Source organism: Bradyrhizobium sp. 23, assembly GCF_023073295.1.
Classification (GTDB): domain Bacteria; phylum Pseudomonadota; class Alphaproteobacteria; order Rhizobiales; family Xanthobacteraceae; genus Bradyrhizobium; species Bradyrhizobium canariense_D.
Genome location: NZ_JADPJF010000140.1, coordinates 21,601 through 44,160, shown reverse-complemented (window position 1 = coordinate 44,160; position 22,560 = coordinate 21,601). Strand labels below are relative to the sequence as shown.

Annotated in this window: 15 protein-coding genes; 1 reads left to right on the top strand and 14 read right to left on the bottom strand. The window is 59.8% G+C overall.

Annotated features, from left to right (window positions below):
• The 7 genes from IVB32_RS32890 to IVB32_RS32860 all read right to left on the bottom strand — a co-directional run.
• Nucleotides 1–1,052 (bottom strand): DegT/DnrJ/EryC1/StrS family aminotransferase (locus IVB32_RS32890; RefSeq protein ID WP_247412712.1); only part of this gene is annotated, 1,052 nt, incomplete at its 3' end.
• Nucleotides 1,053–1,144: 92 nt separating this feature from the next.
• Nucleotides 1,145–1,669, bottom strand: coding sequence for an acyltransferase (locus tag IVB32_RS32885; protein ID WP_247371992.1), 525 nt, complete (start codon nucleotides 1,667–1,669; stop codon nucleotides 1,145–1,147).
• A gap of 35 nt (nucleotides 1,670–1,704) precedes the next feature.
• On the bottom strand, nucleotides 1,705–3,180 hold the full coding sequence (locus IVB32_RS32880; protein WP_247412711.1) for an oligosaccharide flippase family protein: 1,476 nt from the start codon (nucleotides 3,178–3,180) through the stop codon (nucleotides 1,705–1,707).
• Between the two features lie 52 nt (nucleotides 3,181–3,232).
• Nucleotides 3,233–4,297, bottom strand: coding sequence for a Gfo/Idh/MocA family oxidoreductase (locus IVB32_RS32875; RefSeq protein WP_247372066.1), 1,065 nt, complete (start codon nucleotides 4,295–4,297; stop codon nucleotides 3,233–3,235).
• A gap of 40 nt (nucleotides 4,298–4,337) precedes the next feature.
• Nucleotides 4,338–5,600, bottom strand: coding sequence for a UDP-N-acetyl-D-mannosamine dehydrogenase (wecC, locus tag IVB32_RS32870; protein WP_247371996.1), 1,263 nt, complete (start codon nucleotides 5,598–5,600; stop codon nucleotides 4,338–4,340).
• The gene (gene wecB, locus IVB32_RS32865; protein ID WP_247371998.1) at nucleotides 5,593–6,717 is read right to left on the bottom strand and encodes a UDP-N-acetylglucosamine 2-epimerase (non-hydrolyzing); all 1,125 of its coding nucleotides are present in this window, start codon (nucleotides 6,715–6,717) and stop codon (nucleotides 5,593–5,595) included. The genes wecC and wecB overlap by 8 nt, the downstream gene beginning before the upstream one ends.
• A 3-nt stretch (nucleotides 6,718–6,720) precedes the next feature.
• Nucleotides 6,721–7,515 (bottom strand): WecB/TagA/CpsF family glycosyltransferase, encoded by a 795-nt coding sequence (locus tag IVB32_RS32860; RefSeq protein WP_247372001.1) that lies wholly within the window; start codon nucleotides 7,513–7,515, stop codon nucleotides 6,721–6,723.
• A gap of 192 nt (nucleotides 7,516–7,707) precedes the next feature.
• Between IVB32_RS32860 and IVB32_RS32855 the strand changes: the two genes are divergently transcribed.
• Nucleotides 7,708–8,595, top strand: coding sequence for a glycosyltransferase (locus IVB32_RS32855; RefSeq protein WP_247372003.1), 888 nt, complete (start codon nucleotides 7,708–7,710; stop codon nucleotides 8,593–8,595).
• 16 nt (nucleotides 8,596–8,611) lie between these two features.
• Here the strand turns inward: IVB32_RS32855 and IVB32_RS32850 are convergent, their stop codons facing one another.
• The 7 genes from IVB32_RS32850 to rfbD form a co-directional block, all read right to left on the bottom strand.
• Nucleotides 8,612–9,781 (bottom strand): hypothetical protein, encoded by a 1,170-nt coding sequence (locus IVB32_RS32850; RefSeq protein WP_247372006.1) that lies wholly within the window; start codon nucleotides 9,779–9,781, stop codon nucleotides 8,612–8,614.
• 23 nt (nucleotides 9,782–9,804) lie between these two features.
• Nucleotides 9,805–11,121, bottom strand: a complete 1,317-nt coding sequence (locus IVB32_RS32845; protein ID WP_247412710.1) for an HlyD family type I secretion periplasmic adaptor subunit — start codon at nucleotides 11,119–11,121, stop codon at nucleotides 9,805–9,807.
• Nucleotides 11,122–11,228: 107 nt separating this feature from the next.
• On the bottom strand, nucleotides 11,229–13,364 hold the full coding sequence (locus IVB32_RS32840) for a peptidase domain-containing ABC transporter (protein WP_247372012.1): 2,136 nt from the start codon (nucleotides 13,362–13,364) through the stop codon (nucleotides 11,229–11,231).
• A gap of 61 nt (nucleotides 13,365–13,425) precedes the next feature.
• Entirely contained in the window at nucleotides 13,426–13,746 is a 321-nt protein-coding gene (locus IVB32_RS32835) for a hypothetical protein (protein WP_247372015.1), read from the bottom strand.
• A 9-nt stretch (nucleotides 13,747–13,755) separates the two neighbouring features.
• Nucleotides 13,756–20,661 carry a DUF4082 domain-containing protein gene (locus tag IVB32_RS32830; RefSeq protein ID WP_247412709.1) on the bottom strand — a complete coding sequence of 2,302 codons (6,906 nt, stop codon included), beginning with the start codon at nucleotides 20,659–20,661 and terminating at the stop codon, nucleotides 13,756–13,758.
• Nucleotides 20,662–20,772: 111 nt separating this feature from the next.
• Nucleotides 20,773–21,660: a glucose-1-phosphate thymidylyltransferase RfbA gene (rfbA, locus tag IVB32_RS32825; protein ID WP_247412708.1), complete on the bottom strand. Its 888-nt coding sequence runs from the start codon at nucleotides 21,658–21,660 to the stop codon at nucleotides 20,773–20,775.
• On the bottom strand, nucleotides 21,569–22,558 hold the full coding sequence (gene rfbD / locus IVB32_RS32820) for a dTDP-4-dehydrorhamnose reductase (RefSeq protein ID WP_247372025.1): 990 nt from the start codon (nucleotides 22,556–22,558) through the stop codon (nucleotides 21,569–21,571). Before rfbD ends, rfbA begins: the two co-directional genes overlap by 92 nt.
• Nucleotides 22,559–22,560 lie beyond the last annotated feature (2 nt).

The following is a 22,560-nucleotide window of genomic DNA, read 5'->3' as shown; positions in this document are numbered from 1 at the left end:
TCCGGCTGCAGCTCCGGGTAGATGGGAAGGGAAAGGAAGTCGTTCGCAAGCAACTCGGTGACGGGGAGATCACCGGCGCGATAACCGAGCTCCGCATAGGCTCTCTGCAGATGCACCGGAACCGGATAGTGAATCCCGGCGCCGATTCCGGCATCACGCAATCGCGCCAGTGTGTCGTCGCGGCCCTGCAATCTAACTGCATAGACGTGATAGACGTGACGGGCGTGCCGGGGCGGCCGCGGACGCACGAATGGCAGATCAGACAGCAGTGCATCGTATCGCTCGGCCAGCGACCGGCGCGCTTCCGTCCAGCGTTCGATGTAGTCCAGCTTGACGTTCAGTATCGCGCTCTGAATTTCGTCCATGCGATAGTTGTATCCGGCGATGACGTGGTCGTATTTCGCCTCCTGGCCCCAATCGCGCAGCAGGGACACGCGGCGCGCGAATTCAGGCCGGTCGGTGACGACGGCCCCGCCCTCGCCGCACGCACCCAGATTCTTGCCAGGATAGAAGCTGAAGCATCCCAGATCGCCGATCGAACCTGCGCGACGTCCCCGGTATTCCGCCCCGTGCGCCTGCGCGGCGTCCTCGATGACGACCAGGCCGTGACGACGCGCGATCTCCATGATGGGATCCATGTCGGCCATCAAGCCATGGAGATGAACCGGCAGAATGGCTTTGGTTCGCGGCGTGATCGCGGCTTCGATCAAGCCGGGATCCATCGTCCACGTTACAGGGTCGACGTCGACAAACACCGGCCTGGCGCCGCTGTAGAGAATGGCCGCGGTTGTCGCGACGAAGGTCATGGATACCGTGATGACTTCGTCACCCGGCCCGATCCCCGTCGCCAGCAAGGCAAGGTGAAGCGCCGAAGTTCCGGTGTTCACAGCGCGGCAATGGGCCGTCCGGCAATAGTCCGCAAAGCGTCCCTCGAAGGCATTCACCTCCGGCCCGAGCACAAAGTGCCCGCTACCGATGACTCTTGCCACGGCGGCGTCGATTTCGGGCTTGATCTGGCTATATTGAGCCTTCAGATCCAGGAAGGATATCAAGATTCACGACCTTGGATTGGATTGAAATTATATCCAGCATATAAATATCGTTATTATATTAAATCAAGCATTAAATTCGGATTGGATAGAGATTAACGGTAATGCTCTTTCCGCTGCGTCTCAGACGAGCCGCCGCCGCCCAAGACCATGTCTTCAGTTGCGGACAGAACCCGAGCGGGCACGCCCGCGACGGTGGCCCCGGCCGGAACGTCCTTCGTCACCACCGCACCCGCGCCTACGCAGGCCCCCTCTCCGATCGTCACACCGCACAGAATGGTGGCGTTCGATCCGATGGACGCTCCCCTGCCGACGTGCGTGCGCTGCAGCGTCCAGTCCGACGCCTGTTGAGGACGACCGTCCGCGGTCGTTGCCTTCGGGAATTTATCGTTCGTGAACATCACGCCATGACCGATGAACACTTCGTCCTCGATCGTAACGCCTTCGCAGATGAAGCTGTGCGACGATATCTTGCAGCGCGCACCTATCTCCGCCCCCGCCTGGATCTCGACGAAGGTTCCGATCCTGCTCTCGTCACCAACGGTGCAACCATACAGGTTGACCAGGTCCGGATGCAGGATGCCGACATCGCGACCAAGCTGGGTCTCCTTTATTGGCATGTCAGTTTCCCTGTCTCCACAATCGAGCAAAATCTCTACAGTACCGAGCGTGACGGGCGCAGCCTGGGCGCCACCTCGACGAGACCCGCCGCAGCTTGACGAAGGTGCTGCAGCAGAGGATGCCCTGTTACGATCAATCCCCACCACCAGCAGAAGGCGGCGACCACAAACGCTGATATAAGGCCTACAACGAAATTGAGAATTCCTGCCTCGATCAACAGCGCGCATGCGCCTACGCCCACCGCGGTCACCATCGTGACGACACCGCTCTTGAGAACGGCACGGCCAAACTCGCTTGGCCGCAGCGCAAGATGCCGACTGAGATAGTATATCGCCACCACCGCCTGGAACGGCAACGTCAGCAGTGCGCACGCTGCGACCGCCTCCACGCCAAAAAAGGACGCGCCCAGAAGGGCAAGGAGCGACGGCGGCAGCGAGATGAAGGATGAGACAAGCGCGTCGCGCACGCGTCCAACCGCCAGGAATACAGGATAGGTCAGGCACGCAGCGAACAGCGCCAGATTTGCAAGGCAGAGAATCCGCACCAGCGGCACGACCTCCAGCCAGGCTCCACCAAGCCAGATCAAGACGATCGGCTCTGCCATGATCGCTACGAAGGTGAGAAATGGCCACTGTACGGCGGAAAGCAGTTGGACCGCGTCCAGATACACGCCCTTTAGATCTGCCCCGGCTGCACGCCTCGACACGATAGCCGGCATGATGATCGGGTTCAGCACCTGCGTGACGAGCCTGTCGAATACCTGAGTCAGGTTGATCGCCCGGCTATAGAGGCCCACAGCCGCAAAATCGAGAATCTTCGCGAGAAAGAGCTGGGGTGCGAGGTTGTAGAAGATATTGATGACGCTGACACCGCTGGAATAGAGACCGAACCCGAGGACGTCGCGGTATTCGGACAGCGAAGGGCGCAACACGCCGAAATCCCGATACGAGCTCAGCAGCAAGGCCGTGAGAACCATGCTTCCTGCCACACCACCCCAGATCGGAGCCATGTAGCTGAAGTTCAGGAGCGCCAGCCCGATCGAAACCAGCGCGACCGTCATGTTGCTTGCAAGATTGCAGATCGCGAGCGTCCCAAACTGCATGTCACGACGAAACAGGGCGGCCAACGTTCCGGAGAACGGTAGAAGGACAAGGTTCAGCGCAGAAACCTGGATACCTTGCCTTAGGCTGTCCTGCCCAAAGAGTTGCGATACGATGTCGGCCCCAGCTGACAGGATCAGCGCAACTGCCAGCGAGATGATACAGGTGATAGTAAACGCCGTGCGAATGGTCCCGCGCGACAGCTCATGCTTCTGAATCAGATAGTTTGCCCCTCCAAACTCCTGAAAGGCGGAGGCGATCACGGCGGTAAGTGCATTGACGACCGCAAAGACCCCGAACTCGCCCGGTGTCAGCAGACGCGACAGCACTGCGGTCGAGACAAGGAACAGCACAAGGGCGGCATAGCGGTCCACCCCGGAAAACAGAACTGAACGATGCACTGAATTCATCGAGACTCCGTCCCGGGGCTCGGCTGGCCAACAGCCACGGCCAAGCCGCCCATCAAGCCGTGGCCCGGGCTCGCTCCGGTAGCATCCGCGGCAATTGCCTGATCGGGATTGGTTTGCCCTGCTTGGCGATTGATCGAGAAGCTGCCTCGAGCACCTCGATCACCCGCAGCCCGGACATGCCGCTGGAGATCGGCTGCGTCCCGGTGCGCACGCAGTCGATAAAGTGCTCGACCTCCGTTTGCAGCGCCTCCTTGGGCGAGATATGCGGAGCCCACATGTCACCAGCGCGATACCCAATCCGGAATTGATGGGCACTCTCGGGAGGCCTGTCGAGCGTAATTCCCTTGTCATAGACCTTGATCTTTTCGGTCGGTTCGAGATCATCATAGACGATCATCTTCTTGCTGCCGCCAATGAACGTCTGGCGGACCTTGACAGGCGAGAGCCAGTTGACGCTGACATGGGCCACACATGCGTTGGCAAAGAACAATGTGATATGCGCCATGTTTTCCGGCGAACCGACGACATGGCACGACCCTGTTGCCGATACCGCAACCGGCTCCTCATCGAAGATGTGATGAATGATCGAGATATCATGCACTGCCAAATCCCAGATCACATTTACGTCTTTCTGGAACAATCCGAGGCTCGAGCGTGTGCTATCGTAGTAGTAGACGTCTCCGAGCTCGCTCTTCAGCAACAGCTCACGAATCTTCTGAACCGCCGGGGTATAGAGAAAGGTGTGATCGACCATCAAAATCAGTCCGCGCCGATCCGCCTCGTCGATCAGGCGCATCACCTGCTCTGAACTCGGCGCAAGGGGTTTTTCGACCAACACGTGCTTGCCAGCTCTCAACGCCGCCATTGCCAGCTCGTAATGCGTGTGCACCGGCGTTGCGATGGCGATTGCATCGATCGAGGCGTCCTTCAGCAGATCGTCATATCGCGCGGTGGTCGCTACCCCCGGGTACTGCTGCCTGATGGCGGCGAGCCTGCCTGGATCAAGGTCGCTCACGCTGACGACGCGGGCGGCGGGATTGATCGAGAAATTGCGAACGAGATTGGGCCCCCAATAGCCGTATCCCACGACCCCGATTCCCAGGTGACTATCTCGCATACTGACCTCGATCCATTCGGGGAAACTACGATTCTGCACGTTAGGTTCGCGCGGGCATATCCTGCCATATGCCTCGCGTATCGATGACGTCGAGGTGCCGGCGCTCCGCCAACGGCACCATTTTGAATTCGTCATGATCGACGAGAAGAACCGCAATTTCGCAGCTCCGGAGGGCCTCATCGATGGTCACGAACGCGACGCGATAATCGGCCAACTGAGACGGCAGACGGCGCAGATTCGGTTCGACGACCTTGATCCGTTCGCCGTATTTGGCCGCGAGATGCGTGGCAATCTCCAAGGCCGGGCTTTCACGCACGTCGTCGACGTTCGCCTTGAACGTCAATCCGCAACAGGCAACGTTCGCATAGGGATGATCGTCGATCAGCGCCTCTGCGTTCTCGATGATCTTCCGGGTCTTGGCGTTGTTCACCTCGCGGCTCGTTCGCATCACTCGCGCGAGGTCGGGCGCGGAGTCGATGATGAACCAGGGGTCGACCGCAATACAGTGCCCGCCCACGCCAGGGCCCGGCCGCAGTACGTTGACGCGAGGGTGACGGTTGGCGATATCGATCACCTCCCAGACGTTGACGTCGAATCTGTCGCAAATCAACGAGAGCTCGTTGGCAAATGCTATGTTGGTGTCGCGGAACGCGTTTTCCGTCAGCTTGACCAACTCGGCCGCGCGCGCCGTCGTGCCGACGCAAGCGCCGCGAACGAACATCTTGTAGAAGCGTTGGGCGCGCCGCGTGCAGGTCGGCGTGATCCCGCCGATGCACCTGTCATTGTTGATGAGCTCGGTCAGTATCCGTCCCGGCAACACGCGTTCGGGACAGTAGGCGACGTAGATCGCTCCGTCCTCCTTGCCGTTCACCCCGATGTGCAAATCCGGCCTGCGTTCGACGATCCGCTTCGCGATGGCTTCAGTCGTTCCGATCGGCGATGTCGATTCAAGAATGACAAGATTGCCTGGCGCGAGAAGGTCCACGATATTGTCGACCGCGGCATAGACGCTTGCCAGGTCTGGACGGTTCTCGTGGTCGATCGGGGTCGGCACCGCGATGATGAACACGTCCGCCGGCTGCGGCTTTCTGGACGTCGTGAGCGCGCCACTCGAGACGACTTTGGAGACGAGACCGTCCAGATCTGGCTCGGCGATGTGAATCTTGCCAGATCCAACGGTGTCGACGATGCGTTCGTTTGTATCGATGCCGACCACCTGCAGTCCACGGCTCGCGATCAATGCCGCGGTCGGCAGCCCGATATAACCAAGCCCAATGACGTTTATCTTTTGGAATTCAGGCATGGAGAAGCACCTTCACGATCCGCTCGCTCGCGTGTCCGTCACCAAACGGATTGTGCGAACGCGCCATGGCAGCATAAGTCTCGTCATCGTCGAGCAGGCGAAACGTCTCGCCAACGATCCTGTCGTAGTTGGCGCCGACCAGGCGTGCCGTTCCGGCTTCCACCCCTTCGGGACGCTCGGTCGTATCGCGCATCACAAGGACTGGCTTGCCGAAAGTGGGGGCCTCCTCCTGGACGCCGCCTGAATCCGTCAGGACCAGATATGACATCGAGAGCAGGCTCACGAAATCCGTGTATTCCTGAGGAGAGATGAGGACGACCCGCGGGTGATCCGACAACCGAGACGCAAACAGGTCTCGGACATTCGGATTCGGATGCACCGGGAGCACCACGGCGACATCCTCCCGCTGCAGGATGGTCTCCAACGCGTTCACGATGTTGGTGACACCGCCACCGAAATTTTCCCTGCGATGGCAGGTCACCAGGATGATGCGCCGATTGCCGTGACGCTTCTTGATGCCGTCCCAGCGGCACGCCAGTCCGGGATCGGATTCGACCATGGCTTTCGCAAGGATGAGAGCGTCCACCACCGTGTTTCCGGTCACGTGAATGCGGTCGTCGGACACGTTTTCGGACCGCAACGCACGGGCCGCGCGCTCTGTCGGGGCAAAATGTTGATCGGCGATCGAGCCGACGATCTTGCGGTTCACCTCCTCGGGCCACGGAGCGAAGATGTCGCCGCTGCGCAGTCCGGCCTCGATGTGTGAGACCGGGATCCGGTGATAATAGGAAGCCAACGCACCCGTCATGGCAGTTGCCGTGTCGCCCTGGACAATAACCCTGGTGGGCTTCACCTTTTCCAGGAGGTCGCCGATTTGTCCGACCAGCCGGGCGGTCAAATGATCCAGTGTCTGATTTGTCGTCATGACATTCAGATCAAAATCCGGGACCACGTTGGCCAGCTTGAGGACTTGATCCAGCAGCTGTCGATGCTGTGCAGTCGCACAGATCGTGACGGAGATGTCCTTGTGCTTCTCGGCCTTGAGCTGGTTGATGACCGGAAAGAGCTTGATTGCCTCAGGCCGCGTGCCCAGAAGGATGAAAAAATGCTTGCGCACGCCTCAGCCTCCGATCCGGCTCGGACCCGGCGGAACCGCGCCGGGCGCACCAAGGGGGTGTCGAAGCGCCTGTCTGATGAGGGCTTGCGCCAAGACGCCCGCAAACAGGGTGTTCGTCTTGGCGTATCGCCACCACATCCGCCCGGGCTCCTGATAGATGCGATACAGCCATTCAAGGCCGAGCCTCTGAATCTGTACCGGCGCGCGCCGGACGGCGCCTGCCAGAACATCGAACGCACCACCCACGCCCATGATGAAAGGCACGCCGAGCTTATCGCGATGGGCGGCGAGGAAACGCTCCTTCCCAGGCGTCGGCATGCCGATGAAGAGACAGTCGGCCGCGCTGGATTGGACGTCCCGGACGATGTCATTCTCTTGCTCGCGCTTGAAGTAGCCGTCGTGCCAGCCCGCAAAGACGAGTGAAGGATGCCTCTCGCGCGCGTTCTGCAGCGCCTGCTGCAGCACGCCCGGAGTCGCGCCCAGGAAATAAGGTTTAAAGCCTTCGTGCGCGCATACCGCGAGCAACTCGGTGAGGAGATCCACGCCCGCGACGCGCGACGTGGCCGGAAGCCCCAGCGCTCGAGCGCCCCAAACGATCCCCATGCCGTCGAGGCCGACGATATCGCTGTTAGCGACATCGGCCGCGAGCACGGGGTCAGACTTCATATTGACGAATTTGGCGACGTTCAGCGCCACATGTTGCAGCCTTCGCCGGCTGTGCATGGCCCCGCGCGCCAGATCGACGGTTTCTGCCATTGTCAGCAGGTCAACGGGACATCCCAGAAATGAGGCGCGCATTGAAACCTACCTCCCAGAAGAACATACGACCTGTTTAAGTTTGCATTTAAGATTATTATCAAGATAATACGCACCGGATATTTAATTGCAAGGTTTAAATGGCTCGGCTCGTATCATTAGAAGGGATATTAGCACCTCTGCGCAAGAAGGCAGGCAAACAATCCAACGCCAAATAAATAGAGGAATTAACTGGTGATTTCAGTCATTATTCCACATCTCAACCAGCCTGATGCGCTGGAAGCCTGCTTACGCAGCCTGGACGCGCAGACCCTGCCTCGGCATGCGTTCGAGGTCATCGTGGTGGACAACGGCTCGGCAACGCCGCCAACGGATATCGTTGCCCGCCATCCTGGCGTGCGGCTGCAGCGCGAACCGCAACCAGGTCCCGGCCCGGCGCGAAACGCAGGCGTCGCTGCGGCCAACGGCGAGATCCTCGCTTTCATCGATGCCGATTGCAGGGCCCATCAGGACTGGCTGAGCAGCGTGATGAAGTGGTTCAGCTTGTCGCCGCCCGGCACAGTTCTCGGGGGCGACGTTCGCATTTGGTGCCCAGAAAATGGGGAGCTCGACGCCATTGCGGCTTACGAGAGCGTCTTCGCCTATCGCTTCAAGCTCTATATTGAGCGCCACGGTTATTCCGGCACTGGCAATATGGCGGCGTTTCGCCGCGATTTCGATCGCGTCGGCCCGTTTGCCGGCATTGAGGTTGCCGAAGATATGGAGTGGGGAGAGCGTGCGCTACGCGCGGGACTTCGATTTCGATACACCCCTGAGATGATCGTCTTCCATCCGGCCCGGAGCTCTCTCCAGGAGCTCTACGCCAAATGGGACCGACACATCGCGCACTATCGCAACATGGCGGAAGGCAAACCCGTTTGGCGATTGCGCTGGCTCGCGCAAGCGTTGCTCGTCCTCGCATCTTTCGCGCCAAACGCTGTGACTGTGCTGACCAGCGACCGCCTGCATGGTAGCGGCGTCCGCCTCAAGGCCATTGCCGTATTGTGTGCCGTGCGAGCGCACCGCGCCATGACGATGCTCTCGCACCTGCGGGGCCGACGAGCAGTAGCTTGGAATCGTTAGTGCACCGGCAATTCTGTCAGGCGCCGAAGGCACAGTTGTTGGTCAGCTCCGGCAAGTCAGTACGCCGGCCGAATGACCACAGGATCCAGCCCAGTTCGTAGCTACGGCACTCAAGCCGGACGTCCACGTCAGTGCCGTCGATCAGCCGGCCGCCTTTTCCGAGCCAGGCGTTCTTGAGTGCGCGCAAGACCCGCGGCGCCTTCGTTGTCAACTCACCTTTGCGAACTTGCGAGCGAAGGGACAGGCTCAGTTCAGGCACCAGCATGGCCCGGCCCAGCTGGTTCTGGCCAAGGACCCAGTTGAATCCCTTGACCAAGGCGTCCCGCGATCCCCTCTGCCCAAAGCGCTCCGCCCATTCCAGCAGAGCCGGAGCCATTCCATACTGATGGACCGAATAGACTTCGTAGAAATCAACGATGCGGCCGCTCATCGTGTCGAAGAACCAGGGCCATTCGCCTTGTGGGCCTTGAGACGCAATCAGACCGCGCACACAAGTATCGGCCATGACAAGCGCGGACGCATCGCCGGCGAATTCGCCATATTGATAGCAGGCGATCGAGAGATAGGTCTGCGTCGCAAATGTCGAGAAACGGCGCCGAAAGCCGAACGGCGCATCGAAGAACAACCCCGATTCACTATGAAAGCGGTCCTTCAAGAACCGATAGAGCGGCCGTGCATAGCGCGCCCACTCATTCTCGCCTGCCCTCGCCTGGGCCACGACTCCCGTGAGCAGCATGCCAAGATCCTGCGCACGGAAGCTCTTCCACCGGGACTCATCGGCGAGAATGGGTCTCAGCTCGCATTTGACCGGTTCCGGTATTTCGAGGCCGAGCTCGGCGGCGCTCCATAGCGCCATACCGAACGCGTACTTGCGCACCGGAAGTTTCGTGAGCAGCAGAACGTTGCGGCGGAATACTTCGGACAGGTCAATGCCGTCTGGAATGCCGGCAACGCGCGACATCCCGAGTAGAACGTTGAGGGTATAAAATACGTCGCTGCGTGGGATCGATTCATTCGGTGAAGACCGTCCATCGAGATGGTAGATATGCGACCACCGGCGGTGTTCAGGCAACCAGCAACGCTCCAGCCCGTTGAGCGCATAGTTCACCAGCGGTGAATTGTGCGCGAGCTTGCTCACCGCGGTAGGGACCACGAGCTTCACGCCACAATTCGGACTAATGATCATGTCAATCGCCATCCCAAGCCGGGTCAATATTCCCGGATGCTTTCATCCAATCCGCGCAGCAATGGATAGAGGAAATAGGAAATCACGGTACGCTTGCCGACCTTCAGTTCGGCCGTGACCGCCATCCCCGGAATCAGTTGAACACGCTCAGGAGGAAGCCGAAGGTGCGTGTCCGACAAGTCGACCAGTACGCGGTAATAGGGAGCCGGCGCACGGCGCGCTCCTTCGGCCTTCGTATCCGGCGAGAACGTGTCTTGACTTATGACTCGGACTTCTCCCGTCGCAGTTCCATACTTCTGGAAAGGAAACGCTTCTAACTTGATCCGAACCGCTTGTCCAAGCGCCACCTGACCAATATCCCGACCCTCGACGTTGACCTCCGCCTGAAGAGGCACGTCACGCGGAACCAGGACAAACAGCGTTTCCGCTTCGCGAACCACCGAGCCGACTGTCCGGTTCGCGATGTCCAGCACCACAGCATCTGCCGGCGCCTGCAGGACGATCAGCTGTCGACGAAGCTCGGCTTTCTTCAATTCCTCTGCCGCGCTGTTACGCTTCGGCACCGTCTCCACCAATTCCTGATAAGTGGTGCGACGAAACTCCTCAGCGAAGACCTTCTGGTCAGCACGGGCCTTGTCCAGCCGATGCGTCATGTCGGCGATACTGCCACGAACACGCGCTAAATTGCTCTCGACCTCGAGCCGTGCATCTCGCGACAATAGGAAGTTCAGCCTCGAACCGACTTCCTTGTCCATGAGCGTGGTTCGCATGGCTTCAATCGAACGCATCGTGTCGAGTCGCTGAAGGAGAACCGCCTCTTCGTTCTGCGCTGTCTTGAGATTGGCTTGAGCGGACGCGATCTGTGCGTCGTAGTTCTGGATCTGCGCCTCATAAGCGGCCCTCCGCTGCAAGAACAACTTGCCCTGCAGGACCTGGTCCGCGCTCGCGAGTTCCGTGACGGCGTACTCTGTTCCATTCAATTCGGCGCCCAGTCGATCGATCGACGCGTCGAATGCAGCCACTTTGCCGCGCAATTGATCGAAATCCGCCTGCGAGAACGTCGGATCTAAGGTCGCCAATACGTCGCCGCGGTTGACGCGATCACCGGCCTTGACGTGAACCTGCCGTATGACCGAGGTTTCCAACGGCTGCACGACGAGGTTAGGACGTGTCGTAGTCAATTTTCCCTGCGCCGTGACGATCATCTCAACTTGCGAAACGGACGCCCAGGCGATCGCGAAGACGATGAGTGCAATTATACCGTAGAGGGTGCCACGCGCGAGCCGCGGCGGCGCTTGCTGCTCCACCTCGGTGGCATCGGACTGGAATTCGGCGATCACCGGCGCTCGCCTCGGCGCCGGCCTGAACAGCCTTCGCCGTCGCTCGACCGTTCTGGCCACGACCAGACCGTCCGGCTTCGCATCCGTGCGTGATTGCCTTGGCTCCTTCATGCGATCTGCTTCATCTGTTGGTTCCACAAATGCCTGTAGATCGTGCATTTCGACAGGAGGTGGTCGTGGCGATCCACGTCGACGATGCGGCCGCGATCCATCACCAGGATCTGGTTTGCCTCGGCCAGCATTGACAGCCGATGCGAGACGATGATGACGGTACGCCCTGCCGCCAAACGGCGGAGATTGCGCTTGATGATCATTTCGCTTTCGGAGTCGAGGGCGCTCGTCGCTTCATCGAAGATCACGATCCGCGGATTGACGATCAGAGCCCTCGCAATCGCGAGCCGCTGCTTCTGCCCGCCGGACAGGTTCGAGGCGTCTTCCTCGAGCATGGTGTCGAAGCCACGGGGCAACCGCTCGATGAACTCGTCGGCGCCTGCGAGCTGTGCCGCGGCGACGACCTCGGCAAAGGTCGCATCACGTTTCACGCGGGCGATATTGTCGCGAACCGTTCCGCGAAACAGAAAATTGTCCTGCAAGACGATACCGAGGTTTCGGCGCAGGTGTGCCAGGTCGAGCTCCCTCGAATCATATCCGTCGACACGCAGCAGCCCCTGCTGCACCGGATACATGCCCGAGATCAGCCTTGTGAGCGTCGTCTTGCCGGAGCCGCTCCGGCCCACAATCCCGAAGATCGAGCCTGGCTCGATGGTGAAGGAGACATCATCAAGCGCCGGCGCTCCCTCGGCTCCGTAGCGGAAAGAAACACTGTCGAACTCGATCTTGCCGGCGAGATCGGGCCGCAGCCCATCTTTCCGACCGTCACGCTCAGGCTTCTGATTCATGACCTCGCCCAGCATTTTCACGGCAAGAGCAACTTCCTGATATTCGTGCACCATGGTCACGAGCTGGACCAGTGGTCCGGAGACCCTGCCGGCCAACATGTTGAAAGCGACCAGCGCGCCGATTGTCATTTCTCCAGCGAATACGTCGAGTGCTCCGACAGAAATGATTCCAAGCGTCATGATCTTCTCGAGAAAACCGGTGAGCGCCTGTGCGCCTGCGGAGATCTTCTCGACACCGAATCGCATGGTCACCGACTGCGCACAGCGGCTGTCCCAAACCCTGCTCTGCGCCGGCTCCATTCCCAGCGTCTTCACGGTGCGCATGCCGTGGACTGTTTCGACGAGAAGAGCCTGCCGCGCACCCTCCGCCTGATAAAGGTCGTAAAGACGTCGCCGGAAAGGGCCCATCAGCAGGCCGACAACCGCGCCGCTCGCGGCAGTGAAGGCCAGGACCATCAAGGTCAATTTGACGCTGTAGAGCGCGAGTACCGGCAGAAAAACAAACAGCGAGAGCGCGTCGAGGGTAGTCAAAAATAGCCGCCCGGTCAGAAACTCACGGATCCGCGCCGCTTGCTGCATGTGCTTGACCAGCACCCCCGCGGCCATGTGCTCGAAGAAGGTGACCGGCAGCCCCAGGAGATGACCGAACGTCTTCGTAGCCACGCGAATGTCGACCCTATTGGTCGCATAGAGCAGCAGGTAGCGCCGCAGAAAGCCGAATATCGCGTCAAAGACGAGTGCTACGGCCGCTCCTGCCGCGAGTACGTACAGAGTGGTGAAGCTCTCGTGAACCAGAACCTTATCGATGACGAGCTGGAAAAAGATCGGGACGACGAGGCCCAACGCATAGAGCAGGATGGCGGCAATGGCGACGTCCCTGAACAATCGCCATTGAAGAAGCAGTTCCGGTACGAACCACCGGAGGCCGAAACTCCTCCGACCATCCTGCGTCAACTGCTCGCGCTTGATCAGGATCGTGTCACCCGCCCACTGGGCACAGAAGCGGTCCCGATCGACAACCAAGACCTCGTGCTTGCGGTCGGCGAGCGGGTCGAAGACGCTAACGACCTCGGTGCCGTCAGCTCGCCGTCCTGCACCAAGGACAACGATCCAGTTGCCATTGGAAAGCCTCGCCAGCGCCGGATAGGCCTCTCCGAGACGAAGCAGCGCGCCCCAATCCAATTTCGTGCTTCTTGCGCGCAGGCCTGCATCCTTCGCCATGCGCAACAGGAGATTCAACGAGAGCGGGCCGGCTATCGCGTAGGCGTGCTTCAAACGCTCGACCGGCAGATCTATGCCATGGTGACCGGAAACCTTGGAGAGGCATTCCAATGCGGTCTGCATTGCCAATCCGGGCGCAGGCGCGTCCGTAACCTGGTCCTTCGCGCCGCCAGCGGCATCGATTTCAGCGGAAATTCGAAGAGACATTCAGAGACCGTGTGTTGGGCGCCAACGCATCACGTACTCCCGACGCACCGTCGTGCGATTCAGCTGGCTGATTCCGCCGGACCACGCCCGCATCAACCAGGCCCTGAAGCGCCTTCTGCATCACGTCGACCGAATTGGCGAAGGACTCGACCGAAAAGATCAGTCGCTGAGAAAACACGCGTTTGGGGGCGTTGTGGGCGTCACGTTCTGTCGGTGAAAGACTGACCAGATCAATGCGGACGATGGTTCCGCTGACGGTAATTTCTTCGATTCCATCGGTGTAAAGTTCAGCGTGCATTTACGTCTCCTATGCTGCTAGCTGCGGCCTGAAAACAACGTCAACGCCGTAGCTCGTTGAGTTGTAGGTGTTGGTCGGGAAAAGGCTATCTGTCCCGTACGCAAATACACCGTTGCCGCCGATAGCGCCCGAGGATGGGGCCGTCAGAGGACCGTTGGTAATCGCGTTGGCGAGCAGGCCCGGATCGGCCGCGTAATTCCCGGCGGTGTGGTAGGAGGCCACGTAGGTCGTTCCCGGCATGATCGTCACGGGCGTGGCGAAATTGACCTGCTGCCAGCCGTTGGCCGTTTCGCTGGTAAAGGTCCCAGTTGCCAGCAAAGTCCCGGTGCTGTTCCAGAGATCCGCAACGTGGGTGCCCGTATTGGTTGGCCCCTTGTAGAAGCGAATGCCGATGACATCGCCTGGGGTCGACGTCTGGAATTTGACGCCCAGTTCCACAGACTTTGGATCGTTGGCCGCCACAATGCTGGGCTCCTGACTTGCGCTGAACAGGCGCACGGTCGTCGAAGACGCAGCGTTCACATCGAGGGAGACGAGTCCACTGGCAGAGCCACCCTGGCCGTCGGAGATGGTGTAGTTGAACGACGCCGGTCCCGTGTAACCGGCCGTCGGAGTGAAGATCACGCTGTTGCTTTGGGTGTTGTAGCTTGCGACGCCGTTCACACCGCCGCTCGCGCCCGTGATCGTGAGCGTATTGCCGTCCGGATCGGTGTCGTTGGCAAGCAGTGCCGAGGCCGGGATCCCGAAGGGAACGTTCTGCGTGGCATCGAAGCCGCTATCGTTCGCAGCGACGGGTAAATGGTTGGTGCCGCCGCTCGAGCTGTTGAACACGACATCCACCCAGTAGTTGCTTGCGTTGTAACTACTGGTCGGAAACAGATTGCTTGTTCCGTAGGTGTAGACGCCATTGATGCTCGCAGCAGCCGTGAGCGGACCGTTGGTGCGAGCGGTGGTGAAGTAGCTGGTGCTGGAGGCATATTGCCCGTTGCTGTGATAGCTCGCGAGGTAAGTGGTGCCGGCCGTGATGGACACGGGAGTGCTGAACGTGACGGTCTGCCAGCCGCTGCTGCTCTCGTTCGTGAAGGTCGCGGTCGCCAGTAGCGCGCCGGTGCTGCTCCACAACGAGCCCGTATGGGTGCCGGTATCATTTGCGCTCTTGTAGTATTTGATGCCGGTGATCGTGCCGGCCACGGACGAGGTGAATTGCACTCCGAGATTGACTTGGGAGCTATCCGACCCCGATCGTATCGCCGGGGTATCCGAGCTCGAGAACAGGCTCACCGTTGAGGGAGCTGCCGACACTGCGATATTGAATGTGTCGCGGCTCGCGAGATTACCGAGATCGGCAGCGGAGACCGTGACGGTGACCGTGCCAACATCCGCGGACGCCGGCGTACCGGTAAAGGTGCGGGTCGACGGAGTGAACGTGAGCCAGCCGGGAAGCCCTGAACCGCCAGCGGCTGCGCCGTAGGTGAGCGAGTCCCCGGCATCGACATCGGTGAAGGTGCCGGCGGGTAACGTCAGCGAGAACGCCGAGCCGACCGTCACGGCCTGGTTGCTGGTCTGGATCGCCAGGACCGGCGCGTCGTTGGCGCCGTGAATGGTGACGGTAAGGGTGGTCGACGATGCGGCGCCGGCGGCGTCCCGCATCGTATAGTTGAAGACATCGCTCAGCGTATTGCTCGACTGCCGCAAGGCCTGCACGGCCTGATCGTTCTCGTTCACCGTGTAGGTGAAAGCGCCCGAAGCACTGAGCAAGAGCGTGCCGTGTGCGCCGGCGAGAGGCGTATCGAACGTCCCATTGGTCGAGCCGAAGCTGAATGCAGTGACGGTCTTGGTGTCGCCGGGATCGGGATCGGTATCGTTGGCCAGCGCGTTGCCGGTGGCGGGCGAGCCGCCAGTACTGTTGTTCACCCCGCCCTTCTCGGTGGCATCCGCCCCGTCAGCAATCGCTGTTGGCGGCGTATTATTGGCGGCGGAGGATCCGTTGAACACGACATCGACCCAGTAGTTGGAGGATTTGAAGCTGTTCGTCGGGAACGCGCTTCCGGATCCGTTGGCATAGACTCCGTTGCTGCCGGCCGCAGCCGTCAACTGGCCGTTGGTAAGCGACGTCGCGAAATAGTTCTGGGTACCGGAATAATTACCGTTGGTGTGGTAGGACGCGACGTAGGTGGTGCCTGCCGTGATCGCGATTGGGGTGGAGAAGTTGACCTGCTGCCAGCCGCTGGCGGTCTCGTTCGTGAACGTGGCGGTCGCAAGCAGGGTTCCGGTCGAGCTCCAGAGATCCGCAATATGAGGACCGGTATTCAACGATCCCTTGTAGAAGCGCAGACCGCTGATTGTCCCGTTCACGGATGCCGTGAACTGGACGCCGACTTCGATCGGACTGGTATCGCCGGAATTGGGCACGCTTGGCGCATCAGTGGTGCCGAACAGGCTCTGCGCCGAGGCCGGATAATTGACCTTGAGCGACACCTGCCCGGACCCGGTTTGGCCACTGGTGTCCGTGATCGTGTAGGTGAAACTCGCCGCCCCGGCATAGCCAGCGGTGGGCGTGAAGGCCACGGTCTGGTTCTGCGAATTGTAGCTTACGCTTCCATTGGAAGCGTTGCTAACGCTGGTGAGCGAGAAGGCCAATCCGGACGCGTTGGTGTCGTTCGCGAGCAGCGTTGACGCCGCAATATTCAGCACCTCATTCTGGCTAACCGTGAAGCCGCTGTCGGCGTTCGCCTGCGGCGCGCTGGTGGCGGCGGAGCCGTTGAAGACGACATCGACCCAGTAGTTGGAGGATTTGAAGCTGTTCGTCGGGAACGCGCTTCCGGATCCGTAGGCATAGACTCCGTTGGCGCCAGCCGTAGCCGTTAACTGGCCGTTGGCAAGCGACGTCAAGAAGTAGTTCTGGGTGCCGGAATAATTGCCGTTGGTGTGGTAGGAGGCGACGTAGGTGGTGCCTGCCGTAATTGCGACGGGGGTGGAGAAGTTGAGCTGCTGCCAGCCGCTTGCGGTCTCGTTCGTGAACGTGGCGGTCGCAAGGAGGGTTCCGGTCGAGCTCCAGAGATCCGCAATATGGGGACCGGTATTCAACGGTCCCTTGTAGAAGCGCAGGCCCGTGATCGTCCCGTTCACGGATGCCGTAAATTTGACGCCGACTTCGACCGGGCTGCTATCGCCGGAATTGGGCACACTTGGCGCATCATTGGTGCCGAACAGGCTCTGCGCCGAGGCCGGATAATTGACCTTGAGCGACACCTGGCCGGACCCGCTTTGGCCGCTTGTGTCTGTGATCGTGTAGGTGAAACTCGCCGCCCCGGCATAACCGGCGGCGGGCGTGAAGGTCACGGTCTGGTTCTGCGAATTGTAGCTTACGCTTCCATTGGCCGGATTACCGACGCTGGTGAGCAAGAAGGCCAACCCGGACGGGTTGGTGTCGTTCGCGAGCAGCGTCGATGCCGCAATGTTCAGCACACCATTTTGGCTGACCGTGAAGCCGCCGTCGTCGTGAGTTTGCGGCGACGTCTGGCCTGAATCGCTGAAGACGACGTCCACCCAGTAATTCGGGCCCTTGATAGAGGAAGCGTTGCCAGGAAAGACCGGGTTACTGCCATAGGCATAGAGGCCGTTGAGGCTGCTACCGGGCGCGGTGAGCGCACCTTTCGTAAGGCCGTCATAGTCGATGAAGTAGTAGTCGGTCGAGGAATAGTGGCCGGTGTTCGTGTGATAGGAGGCGACATACGTGACGCCCGCCTGTACATTGACAGGCGTCGCGAAATCAACCTGCTGCCAGCCGCTTGCTGTTTCGTTGCTGAAGGTGGCGCTCGCAAGCAGCGTGCCACTGCTAGTCCAGAGATCACCAATGTGGGTGCCGGTATTGTCAGACGCCTTGTAGAAACGAATGCCGGTGATCTTGCCCGACGCGGCGGGGACGAATTTGACGCCGAGCTCAACGGCGCCGGAATCGCTGTTTGAGATCACCGCAGGCGTATCGGTCGGACTGAAGAGTGTCAGGTTGGAAGACGGCGTGACCGTGTAGGTGGTGCCCGTACCAGGTGTTTCCAGGTTCAGGCTGTCGTCGACCGCCCTGGTCTTGAGACTATATGTCCCCTGAGCGCCTGTGACGAAAGTATATGACCACGTCACGCTCGCGGCGCCGACACTGCTGTTGGTTGGATGCCATGTAGTTCCACCATCCGTGGAGATTTCGACGGCGGCAATCTTTCCACCCGTGTCAGCGGCCGTCCCCGTCACCGTAATCGATTGCCCCTCGACAACGCTGGCAGCGGAGAGATTGGTGATACCAGAAGTTGGCTTCGTATTGTCGGTCGACCGGATCGCGGCCGTCAGGTTCGCTTGCAGCGTCGCTGGCTGAACCCCCATGTCGGCGAAAAGGTTAACCATCGCCTGCTGGACATTAGGGTCGACCGGAATCGCAGGTCCGTCGTGGTCGCTAGCAAGCGCCCACGGCCAGTTGATCGAACCGGCCGAGAATATCAGGGCGCCGCTGACGGGATCCCGATGCAATACGAGGTTGTGGGTCGCCGTGCCTGCTCCGAACGTGTTGCCGTAATCAAGCAGATACTTTCCGTCCACATTGACGGTCGAAGACGAGACGCTGACCAACCCGGCTGGACGGAATCCGTTGTCCGGCGCAACGTCCCATTCAACGCCCAATAGGCCAGGTACGAGCGAGGCGGTCTGTCCGGGTGCCGTTTGCGCGACGGCCGTATTGCGCCAGAAGCGCAATTGGGTCATCGAGTACGGTATCGTGATCGTATCGTACCGAAATGCGTTGACCGCGAACAATGTACCGGTCAACTCATTCGAAGGAAGAGGCGCACCAAACCGCGGGTCGGAGAAATTGCCGGTCGCCTGTCCCGTTGGATCAATCAGCGCATTTGCGTGCGTATCCTTGTAGCTGATGAGGGTGCGGTTGGCCGTTCCGCTGCCATCGATGCTGGGCGCCAACCTTGTTTTCCAGAAGATCTCATTGGCTGTGAGAAACGCAAGGTTCACGCCGGCATGCGCTGCGGCCTCTACGTTAGCGCGCTGAGCTTCGGTCCAATACTCGTCATGCCCCGCGTCCATGAAGACTTTGTGATTGAGCAACAACGAGCCGTTTGTCGCAGCATCGATTCCGGAAATGTAAGAGACATCGTAACCGTTCTGCTCGAGCCAATAGATGGCCGCAAACTCAGCCTGGAACGGAGAGTCTCCTCCCTCGGAAAAGGTTCCGGTGCCATCACGCGTCACGAGGGGACGATTGTAACTGACCGCGTAGGCTGATCCGTTGATGCCTGGGCCGTTCCCGAAATAAAGGTTGGCGCCTCCCCAACCGTTGTAGGCTTGCCAGTCCTCGTCACTTGTCTGCAGGACGATGTCGCTGTGCGAAGCGTCGTTCCTTACGACGAACGGGATCTGGAAAATCTCGGTGCCGTTGATGACGTTGGCGATATATATCCCCGAGGCCGCATCGGTCGGCACGCTCCAGGAATCGGTTACGCTCCAATTGCCGGCATCGACGAGACCGGTCGACGGGTCACTTAGTGGAGCGGGTTGGACGACCGCGGCTGCAGCCTGATGCTGCAGGCTTGTAACCAGTCTGGCACCATCACCACCGTAATAGCCCAGCCGGTAAACATCGACGCGATAGTTCGGGTTGCCGGTCAGGTTGTTGATCTTGAATTGGATCGTCCCCCCGACATTGGTGCTGACTGCGGTGGCAAATCCCTGGGTCAAAGTTGAATTGTCGCCCGGCTGGATCTCCCAGACACTTCTCGGCGTGCCTGGCTTCTGGTTTTCCAATACCGTGGGATTCGTGGGTGGATCGGAGACAATGGTGCCTCCCTGCCCGTCGCTTTTGAAATTCCAGTTCAGGTCCATCCCCGAGAACAGCAAGGTGACATTGGCCGCACCATTGCTGAAATCGACCGCGCTGATCTTCGAGCTATTGTCGTAATGGACAGTCGCCGATATCGACGACGTGAAGGGCAGATCCTTCAGGTCGATCAGATTCCCTGGCGAAAGCGGGGCCCCCGGCGAAGAACCTGCGATCAACCCATGGAAATTGGCCGACTGATCGAGGACGAGCGTACCGGCTCCCGTGTCGAACGACACGGTAATACCGGAGAACGATCCATTCGAGAACTGCCCGGAAACCGAACCTCCGATCTCCAGGACCGCATTGTCTGAAATTGTGAACGATCCTGTGCCGCCGACGTCCCCCTTGAAGTCCGCAGTAGCAATGCGATCGCCAAGAAACGCCCCGACCTCGACAGTCCCATTGTTCAGTGCATCGCCTTCGACGATAAAAGGCGCCCCCGCGCCGAACGAAAGCGTCGCGCCTGCATCAAGGACCAGACTCCCGATATCAACGCTGGCCGTGCTCGTGACGATATACGTTCCGGCTGCATCGAGGAACGCAGAGTCAGCGATCCCCGGGACACCGGCGCTCCAGTTCGCAGCGACATTCCAAACGCCGTCGCTCGGATGGGCCCAGTGAGTCGTCCCTTGGGTCGAAATCGATGACGATGTCAGCGACGACCCTTCGTGAGCCCGAGATGAGAACGTCGGGCCCCAGCCCTTATGTCCGCTCGTCAGAGACGTCGAAGACAGCAGTGCAGACACTCTCGACTGGAAAGATGCGGAGTAGAGACCCGGCAGAACGCCGCGCAGGTCGGACGGATCCCCCGAGCCGCCGCGGGACGGTTGAAGGAACGAGGCGTCACCAATGATAGGCGGCAGAGTCGATGACCCGCTTGCTGGCGGATCAGCAAACGGCGGAGCCCAGAGGCTGGGCGGCCCAAGGCCCGTGAATGCATTCCAGCACGTCGATTCGTGTGAAAGGGCGGGAATTTCTTCACCCGAAAAAACGGCCTGAGCTCCTCGGCCGAAGACGCTCGCCTTTTGAACCAGCATGGTCATACCGATTAAATAAACTTACTTTATATATTTTAATTCGATTTCATACCAACAGTCAATTAAATACGCATACATTTAACATGAACTCCAAATATTCACTGATGGGCCCTATCGCGAAGCGAATTGCGGCAGCCACGTGATTTCATTCAGATATTTGCCGTAGCCGCTCTTCTCCAACGGCTGCGCCAGCGCGAGAAGTTGATCACGATTGATGAAGCCGAGCCTGAAGGCGACCTCCTCGAGACAAGCAATCTTCATTCCCTGCCGCTTTTCCAGGGTCTGAACGAACGTCCCTGCATCGATGAGAGACTCGACCGTGCCGGTGTCCAGCCAGGCAAACCCCCGCCCCATGCGCTCAACGTGGAGCGCCTTGGCCGAAAGGTAACGCATTTGGAGATCGGTAATCTCTAGTTCGCCGCGCGCCGACGGCTCAACGCGACGAGCGTATCGGACAACGCGATTGTCGAAAAAATACAGGCCCGTAATTGCCCAGTTTGAAGCGGGCCGTTTGGGCTTCTCCTCGATCGATACCGGGCGGTCCGCCTCATCAAACGCGACCACTCCATATCGCTCCGGGTCCCGCACGTGGTAAGCAAAGACCGTTGCACCTTCCTCACGTCCGGCTGCCCTGGCAAGCAGTTCGCTCAAGCCGTCGCCGAAGAAAATATTGTCGCCGAGCACCATCGCCACACGGTCGTTTCCGATGAAATCGGCGCCCACAATGAAGGCGTCCGCGAGACCGGCGGGACGGGTTTGTTCTGCATAGCTGAGCCGGATGCCCCATTGGCTGCCGTCCCCCAGCAATTGTTCGAACTGGCACCGGTCTGAAGGCGTGGTAATGATCAGAATTTCGCGGATCCCTGCCAACATCAGCGTCGACAACGGATAATAGATCATCGGCTTGTCATAGATCGGAAGCAACTGCTTGCTGACCACGCGCGTGATCGGATAGAGGCGCGTTCCGCTGCCGCCAGCCAGCACGATTCCCTTCAGCATCGACTTCTCCTTCTCCGACGAGCTGGTCGAGACACGCTTCGAGTGAATGGCGCCAGTGCGCCAATCGAATCCCGAATACGCGTTCAGCCTTGGATGAGTCCAGGCGCGAGTTCCGGGGCCGACGCGCGGCGGTCGGAAACTCTTCAGTCGTAATCGCTTCGAGCGCTGGAATCCGCGCTCCACGACGGGAACGCTCGAGGAGGATTCCCTGCGCAAAGTCGTGCCAGCTTGTCTCGCCTTGACCGGCGAGATGAAAGATGCCCGCCGTGGCCCTGCGATCGTCCGTTACTGACCGTTCTGCGATCCGAAGGACGGCCTCCGCGAGGTCGAATGCGTAGGTCGGGTTTCCAAGCTGGTCCCGAACAACCCTTACAATGGGCTGCGTCTCACACAGCCGCAGCATCGTTCGAACGAAATTGCTGCCATAAGGGCTGTAAACCCACGAGCATCTGACCACGGTCGCGAGCGGGTGCGCGGCCAGTACGGCAGCTTCACCGGCAAGCTTCGACGCACCGTAGACATTCAACGGGGCGGGAATGTCATTTTCGTCGTACGCATCCGGTTTCGCACCATCGAACACGTAGTCCGTCGAGAAATGGATGAGTGGAACGTTCATCTGCCAGGCGACATCTGCCAACGCCGCCGCGCCATCACGGTTGATGCTGAACGCCTTCGCTGCTTCGGATTCGGCCAGATCTACCGCCGTATATGCTGCCGCATTGATGATTGCAGACGGCGCAATCGACGCGATGATCTTGTCGATCCCTTCGCGGTTCTCGAGATCCAGCTCTCGCCGCCCGAGAGCCACCGCGGGCAGATCGCGCACTGCAGCGAGCTCACGAAGACACCTTGCCAGCTGACCATTCCGTCCGGCAATGAGGATCGGGCGCCCTGTCATCT